At 34.0% G+C, this 8,287-nt stretch carries 5 protein-coding genes; 3 read left to right on the top strand and 2 right to left on the bottom strand.

Going from position 1 to position 8,287, the window contains the following annotated elements; genetic code table 11:
- Positions 1-1,378, top strand: a 1,378-nt coding sequence (locus ACGK9U_RS15910; RefSeq protein ID WP_394467540.1) for a T9SS type A sorting domain-containing protein, incomplete at its 5' end; no start/stop codon positions are given.
- Positions 1,379-1,456: 78 nt separating this feature from the next.
- Here ACGK9U_RS15910 and ACGK9U_RS15905 read toward each other — a convergent pair.
- Both ACGK9U_RS15905 and ACGK9U_RS15900 read right to left on the bottom strand, forming a co-directional pair.
- The gene (locus ACGK9U_RS15905; protein WP_394467539.1) at positions 1,457-2,284 is read right to left on the bottom strand and encodes a choice-of-anchor J domain-containing protein; all 828 of its coding nucleotides are present in this window, start codon (positions 2,282-2,284) and stop codon (positions 1,457-1,459) included.
- Between the two features lie 479 nt (positions 2,285-2,763).
- Positions 2,764-3,582 (bottom strand): choice-of-anchor J domain-containing protein, encoded by an 819-nt coding sequence (locus ACGK9U_RS15900; RefSeq protein WP_394467538.1) that lies wholly within the window; start codon positions 3,580-3,582, stop codon positions 2,764-2,766.
- Positions 3,583-4,035: 453 nt separating this feature from the next.
- Between ACGK9U_RS15900 and ACGK9U_RS15895 the strand changes: the two genes are divergently transcribed.
- Both ACGK9U_RS15895 and ACGK9U_RS15890 read left to right on the top strand, forming a co-directional pair.
- Complete coding sequence (locus ACGK9U_RS15895; protein WP_394467537.1) at positions 4,036-5,853, top strand: T9SS type A sorting domain-containing protein; 1,818 nt, start codon at positions 4,036-4,038, stop codon at positions 5,851-5,853.
- Positions 5,854-6,367: 514 nt separating this feature from the next.
- The coding region (locus ACGK9U_RS15890; RefSeq protein ID WP_394467535.1) for a hypothetical protein at positions 6,368-8,287 on the top strand (1,920 nt) is incomplete at its 3' end.

Genomic DNA, 8,287 nt, shown 5'->3' with positions numbered 1-8,287 from the left:
CTATACCGATGATTGCCAACGTACCATCACGCACAGCAGAACGATCAATGTAAACCCAGCACCGCAAGCAGCGTTTGCATCTATAAGTAATATAGATATACTTTGTGAAAATTTAGATGCATTCGAACCAGGTTATCTTGCTTATAGCAATGGCGCATCTACAGATGCTTGTGATATCAGTGGTTCGGTTCAAGGTATTGCAGATTCTTTTGATAGCAACTGTGGTACATTTGATGTCAACTTTACTTATACTGATAATTGTGGTAGAACAATTACTGCAAAACAAGTTGTAACAGTAATTGATAACAAGGCACCTGTAATTACGTGTCCAGAGCCAAGCACCATTTGTAACATAGACTTCCCAGCGTCATTAGATGCTACATGGACAGATAATTGTTTAGATGGTGGAACTTTAACAGCATATCCAACAAATATTAGAGATCGTGAAGATGGATGTGCGCAATTGGCAGATTATGTTTATACTGTATCTGATGGTTGTGGTAACACTACAACGAAGACTTGTACAATTACACGTGAGTTCGACAAAATTGGCAAATGTGAAACAGCCTTTGCAAGGGCTAATGAAGGAGCTGAGTGTTTCATTCCAGACTTTAGAAGATGGGGTTGGACAAACTACATAGAGTGTGAAGGTGAATACACCATGCCATTATATGCAGGAGCAGCACATTGTGACACAAGTAAAGGAACGAATGTAGGAAACGTAATTGTTAATTATTCTAACGGAATGGTTACTGTAACTTATGATATTGAGGAACCAGGATATGTTATGAGCGAAGCACATGTATATGTTGGATGTGATCCTTATCCTAAGAAAAATGGAACAAATACAGTGGCTCCAGGCCAATTCCCTTACAACCCTTCTAATTTGGGTTATGTAAGAAACTATTCGGTTAAAGTTACGGATATTTCAGGACCAATATATGTTATAGCTCATGCTGTAACTTGTGAAGTTCTTTGTATGTGTTCTAGTATGAGTGAAATATTATCTGATAATGAAAACGGTATGGTTTCATTCGAAGGTGGATTCACTTGTGCAGGTGGTTCTTGTGAACCCGAGGCTGCAGTTCAAGCTAAAACAACAACTACAAAAGAAGTAAACTTTACAGCGTATCCAGTGCCGTTTGAAAGCGAAGTTAACATAAAGTATTCTTTTGATTATGATACCGATATTAACATTGAAGTATTTGATATGAAAGGTGCTTTAGTTAGAAAGGCTGAAAACAGAAGTTATATTAGTGGGACTACCGAAACTACTAAGATTGATCTTTCAAGAACAGATGACCAAATATTCTTTGTAAGATTGACTACTAAAGAAGGTACAGTTGTTAAGAAAATTGTATCGTCAAGTCCGCAATAGAACATAATTAATCATTAATATTTAAAAAGAAAGCGCCGCATAATGCGGCGCTTTTTGTATGTTTATCAATAAAACTTATTAATATTTTACAAACTTTATAGTATGACCTCTATCTCCAATTTTAAGATGGGCAATATAAATGCCGTCTGTTAAAGTTGAAAGGTTAAGAACCTCATTATTGTTTGATACCCTTTTATTAAGTACCCTATTCCCTAGAATATTAAATATTTCAATAGTATCAATAGGGTTATTGGATGATTTAAGAGTTAATGCATCATTATTTCTATCATAGAAATGTTTAATTGAACTGGCATCAAAATCTTCAATATCAAGGGTGCCTGTGGTTATCGACAATTCATCAATATTTATAGCAGATTGATTGGTTGTGTTATGATGCCTAAAAGCAACATAAGCCATTTTTCCTGCTAAGGAAGAAAGATCTAAGGTTCTTGTAACAAAAACACCAGCTCCTCCAACTTCATCAGTATATTCGCTTCTTTTTATTGGGCTTGATTCAAAACTCGAGGTTTGGTTGTTAATAGCTGCATAAACAGAATAGTATTCATGAGCGGCATAAGATAACTCTCCTCTCACTTTCCAAGAAAGCGTAATATTTTCACCAAGGTTAAATGAAGTTAAATCAATAGCATGAGAAATAATCCAGTTATCTGGGGTTAATGTATCAAAAGAATAAGAAGCAATGACCTTGTGTCCTCCATATTGGGGAGAGAATTCCCACATCGCCCAACTGTAGTTATCTCCGTCACCATCTACAGTATCCCAGCAAACATTAATAACATTTGTATCAAAAGTCTCTAATACTGGTAGTGTACTGTTACATTGTGCACTTAATTTTATGCTGTTACAGCACAAAATAAAAACTAGGGTGAATGTAATTTTTTTCATAATCATGTAGGTTAAGATTGCATCAAATATATAGATTAATAAACATTACAGCCTAAATATCAATCATTTAATCGATGAAATACATGAAATATTTGTACTATTGTAAGAAATAAAATATAATTAATAAAAATATTTGAAGCTTAATCCTAAAAAATTTTGGCGAAAGTACTTTATTTATTTAATATGCTGATGTTCACAATATTAAAACGATGAAAAGTTGTTAACACAGAATTTTCATACTATAAGTTGAAAAAAAGTGTAGAGTTTGGAATACTATTTAAAACATAAGTTTTATTAATAGCTACTGATTATTAGTAATTATTAAATTATATAAAGTGAAAGTGTGGTAGTTAAAAATAAGGGTTTATATCAAGGTTAATATAAACCCTTCAATTTGAATAAGTATTTTTGAATACAAGCCAAAAGGAATAGCAATATAAAATCACATTGCTTTAATAATAAGAATGTATTTAACTAGTTTAGTGTAGAACAATTTTAATCATTTTTGTAGCATTTTCGGTATTAACTTTCATTAAATAAGCCCCGACTGCTAAATAACTAGTGTCTATTTCAATATTTTTTTGATTTGGATTCACATACAAAAGTTTTTTCCCTGAAGTATCATACAGTTCAATGCTTTTTAAATTTATAAGAGATTTAAAATGTAAGTCTTTTGTTTCTCTATTTTGCCAATATTTAAGTTGGTTAAGTGCAACATCCTCTAAACTTAAAACGGTCTCAGCTTCAACTGCAACATCATCAATATTTACAATAAAACCTCCATCTGGTACCGCGTTGTAGTGCCTAAAGGCTACATGTACATTGGATTCACCGGCAAATGAAGAAATATCAATAGATTGTTCTGTAAGCATATTGATACCAGTTAAGTTATAACTCATAGTCGTACCATTTTCTAAATCATTAATAACTGCAGAATTTGCTATATAAACCGCGTAGTTTTCATTGTCAAATGAAGGGTCGGGTGAAGCAGCTTTCCATTTTAAAGTGATGGTACCACTAGCATTAGATAAATTAATACTTGGAGAAATAATCCAGTTATCAGGGGCTAATTGTTTATTTTCATTTGTATCATAAGACACAGATCTCAAGACTTCTTTAGCTATGTTTGGGTTCGTCTCAAACTGTGCTCCCCAATTAAAGCCATCATCAATGGTTTCGGTATTAGTTATGATCCAATCAGCAATGTTTAAATCATTAAAATCATCAGACCAAACCACTGTTTGGGAGTAGGTAGCATAAGTTGCCAAAAAAATAAGGATATAAGTAATTTTTTTCATGGTAAATGGATTAATGTGTTATGGTATGATAATTTACAAATATTTACTATAAGACATTTTTTTTTTAGATGAAAGTTCAAAAATAGATTACGATCTGTCGTTTAATCGAAAAGAATTCCTCGACGATTCTATGTCGAGGTTTCCGTTGAAATTTTCATTCTCGCGAAAACAGGAATCTAAACCTACACTTTTAAATGTGTAATCATATTGTATTTTAAAAGTTACCATAAATACCTGCCTATAAATGGTTTATAATTTCAACATTTTTAATGGCATCCAAAACATGATATGTGCAGTTTGTTATTCTAATGAGTTGAGTGACAGTATTTTCTGTTATACATATATAATTACGCACAGTATTTGTTAAAATTTAAGTGTTTCATCGATTAAATACTTATAAATCAGACCAATTGATATTAATTTTATAAGTTTGATTTCTAAACCTACTATGTTATGAATAAATTTTACAATAAAATAAGTCTTGTACTTATATCAGTTTTTTTTGTTTGTATATTAAACATTCATGCTCAGGATCATAATTTGATTCAAAGAATTCCATTAGATAATCAAGTTGAATTATCAGATGCCATTATTGAAGGAGAAGTCATTTCTAAAACATCTTATTGGGATGAAGCCCATAAAAATATTTTAACCTCAAATATAATTAAGGTTTATAAAGTATTTAAAGGAGAAGCTATTTTTGAAACCGTTGAAATAATAACACCTGGCGGAGTAATAGATCTGGAAGCCTTAGTAGTTTCGCATAGTTTAAATTTGAGAAAAGGGGATATAGGTGTTTTTATGTTAGAAAAAAACAATGCTGCTAGTAACACTCAAAGTAAATCAATTAATAAGATACCAAAGTATAGGTCGTTTAGTGCTCAACAAGGGTTTTATAAATATGATTTGACAAAGGATAAAGCTGTAAATTCATTTTCTGAAATAAAAAACATAGAAGATAATTTCCAATCTCAGATTATTTCTAAAATAGGTAAGTTACCCCTACAAGTAGCTGCATTCAGTTTAAAAGAACAAAAGAATATGACTGAGTCTTTGGCAAAAACCACAACAGGTAGTAAATCTATTTTAGCACCGGGAATAACCTCATTTTCAGCAACCAATTATTCTGCAGGAACAAAAAGTGTGTTGACAATCAATGGTTCTGGATTTGGAAGTAATAAAGGAACTGTTGGGTTTAGTAATGCCAACTATGGAGGTGCTTTACATACAAATGCTTTAAATAATCAAATTTTAAGTTGGACAGATTCGAAAATAGAAGTGGAAATACCAGATGAAGCTGGTACAGGCACTATTAAGGTAAATACAACTTCTAATGGATCTATAGAATCTTCCAACCCATTAACAATAGACTTTTCACAAATTAATTTAGCTTATAACATTGGGTTTGGAGATGTAGATTTTCAAACGCAACATGTCGATTTAAATGGAGAAGGAGGGATTACTTGGACTATTAATAATAGTTTTTATAATTCAAGTGCGCAAGCTCCTTTTGAACAAGCCATGGATACTTGGGTCTGTCAGTCTGGTATAAACTGGAAAATAGGCAATACAACAACTTCAAAAACTTTAGATTCATACGATGGTGTAAATCTAGTAACTATGGGTAGCTTACCTGCCGGAAACTTAGGGCAAACCTTTTCGGCTTATTCAGCTTGTTATCAAGATGGAGAAATAAAGTGGTATGTTACAGATACAGACATGATTTTTAATAGCAATATTAATTGGAATTTCAGCAGTAGTACACCACAGTTTGGAGAAATAGATTTTCAAAGTGTTGCGGTTCACGAACTTGGTCATGCACATCAATTAGGACATGTAATAGACTCCAATGTGGTTATGCATTATTCATTATCTAGTGGGAAGATGCTAAGGTCTTTAAGTGCTGAGGATATGGAAGGTTCTAATGATATTCAATATAGAAATTCTAATATGCAAATTTGTAGTCAACCACTTATAACTCAAACAGCATGTGCATCTAGTTCACTAAGTACCAATAAACATTTATTAGATGAGAATTTAACCATTTATCCTAACCCTGCTTCTAATATACTTTTTATTAAAAAACGATCAAATATTGTAATTGACAATATATCAATTTATAGCATTACAGGAGGTAAAATAGTTAGCATAAAAAGCGGTAATTATGCTTTACAATCTGTAGATTTAAGTCACTTGTCTTCTGGAATGTATCTTTTAGAATTTGATACTGAATATGGCCGTAGGTTACATAAGATAATGGTTAATAAGTAATTGTATATTGGTATTGTTTGGTAAATATATATGACTTAATGTTTTACCATATAAAAATTCATTTCATCGATTAATTATGTTATTCAGCCAACAAATTAAAATAAATTAAAAATTTTATATAAAAAATTAAAAATATTCTTTAAATTTACACTACCTAATTGATTATTAGGTGTTTTCTCCTTTTAAAAAAGTGAATCATTTATTAATAGCATATTGAAATGATTTTTTAGCATTTGATTAATAGCAACATTAAATGCCCTTTTTCTTCGTATTACTTACACTATATTGTTTTGCAAAATTTTTAATAGTTCATTACTATTTTAATAATAAAAAATTGAGCAATAAATAGTATTGAACTAGTCCCAATATATCGGGACTTCAGAAATAAAAACCGTGGTACTAAAATGTCTCATGGAAGTTATTTCAAAATAAAATTTGTACGAGCCCTCACTCTATACACTTCTCTTTACGTACGGTTGTTATGTAGCATGTTTATTAACTTAAATCAAATGTTATGTACAATTTTACTCAAAAAAAATGGTTGGTTAAATCCTTAACCGTTAAACAGTTAGTATTGTGTTGCTTGGTCTTTTATTTTGGATTTTCAACACAATTTTTTTATGCACAAGATGTAGGTTCATCTACTGTTAAGGCCAATTTTGGTATTGACGGAGATGTATATTCTGGTACGTTACAATTTCCTCCTACTTTTGGGCCTGCACTTCCAGCTCCTGCAGGAACTGGTGACTGGTTTGTAGGTCCTTCAGGTTTAGGGGTAATAGACCAGTTAGGTAGCGCTAATGGCGGTAATCCGGCTTCTGATGCGAATCCTCCAAACGCTGTGAATAATACAGCAATTGAACTTAGACAATCGGTATGGCAGCTTAATACGCCCTTACCTTTCCCGGTTGTTGCTGGGAATGGGGTTCCTTATTTATGGTTAGACGCCGTTTACGGAAGGGATACGTATGTAAAAGGTGGTAGTGCTGAAACATCCTATTTTGGAGGTGGAGCAGATAAAAACTCTGATAATCCAATACATTGGACAATAGGAACGATGGGAAGTGTACCACAAAAAACCGATATTGTCGATGTATATGCCCATTTGCGAGGTACTAATCCGCATGATCCTTCAACCAATCCAGGATTTCCTTTAGATGACAGACCCTTTGATGAGCTTTATGCATTTGCAGGAGCTTCACTAGCTGTTACCAATGGTAACAAACACTTGGATTTTGAATTTTTTAGAGAAGGATTAGAAACTGTGGCAGATCTTAGTAATCCAGCTAAACTCGGTCCTGATGGCGGACGTACCGCATGGACTTTTGATAATACCGATGGCAGTATTTTAATTCCAGGGACTATCATTATTTCCGTAGATTATATTAACGGTGGAACTGTGCCTTCTATCAGAATCAGGGTATGGATGAGTGAGACCACTTTTAATAACTATGATAATACCAAAGCTAATAGACCTTTTAATGTTGATAAAAATGTTGCTTTTGAAAAAGGAACGCTTTCAGGCGTGTATGGTTATGCTGCCATTAATCCTTTAGCAGGAGGTACAAATATGTGGGGTAGAGTTAATGATAATATGGCAGCTACAGGTAACACGACATTAGGACCTCCATGGGGTACTTTTGAAGGATCTGGGCCAGATTTTGTTACAAGCTACCAACGCTATCAATTTGTTGAAATCGCTATCAATTTAACCGCTTTCGGATTGGATAGAAGAGGAATGCAAGACCCATGTTCTAATATATTGGGAAGTTTATTGGTTAAAACCCGTAGTAGTGGTGGTGGACCAAATGAGGGGGCTTTTGGCAGTGAGTTAAAAGACTTTGCTGGACCTTATTTATTTGGATTTATAGGCGGTCCACCAGAACTAGCTGTAAATAACCTATCTGATTGTGAAGTTGGTGGTGCGGCTACATTTGACCTGACCAGCGCTATTGACGAAGCTAATAGTACACCAAAACCTCTAACGGTAAGAACATTTCATAACAACCAGACTGACGCAGAGAGCGGAGCGAATCCAATTGGTTCTCCAGAAAGTTATAATTTGACTCTTGCTAATAGTCCGAAAACAATTTGGGTACGAAGCCTTCGTCCTGGTAGCCAATGTGATACCGTAACTTCTTTTACGGTTACTGTGAATCCGACTCCAACTGCAAATGCAGGCCCAGACCAGGCGAAATGTGCCAACGGCTCGTTTACCATGGCGGCAAATGCGCCAGGGGGCTTTACGGGCGCATGGACCCTAGTTTCCGGAACCGCTACCATTACCACGCCAACAAGTGCCACAACAACGGTGACCGGCGTTCCGGTAGGGACATCGGCGACCTTGCGCTGGACACTGACCAATCCGTCCAATTCGAACTGTACGGACAGTGACGATGTCGTGGTTAAGAATGACAATAACCCGGTAGCTGCG

It is taken from the genome of Mariniflexile sp. HNIBRBA6329 (assembly GCF_043558645.1).
Taxonomy (GTDB): Bacteria; Bacteroidota; Bacteroidia; order Flavobacteriales; family Flavobacteriaceae; genus Mariniflexile.
Note: the sequence above shows the minus strand (reverse complement) of the source record. Positions and strands in the feature narration are given on the sequence as shown.

Excerpts from the sequence above, each read along its gene's own strand:
- ACGK9U_RS15905 (WP_394467539.1), bottom strand. The coding sequence starts at position 2,284 with ATGAAAAAAATTACATTCACCCTAGTTTTTATTTTGTGCTGTAACAGC.
- ACGK9U_RS15900 (WP_394467538.1), bottom strand. The coding sequence starts at position 3,582 with ATGAAAAAAATTACTTATATCCTTATTTTTTTGGCAACTTATGCTACC.
- ACGK9U_RS15895 (WP_394467537.1), top strand. The coding sequence starts at position 4,036 with ATGAATAAATTTTACAATAAAATAAGTCTTGTACTTATATCAGTTTTT.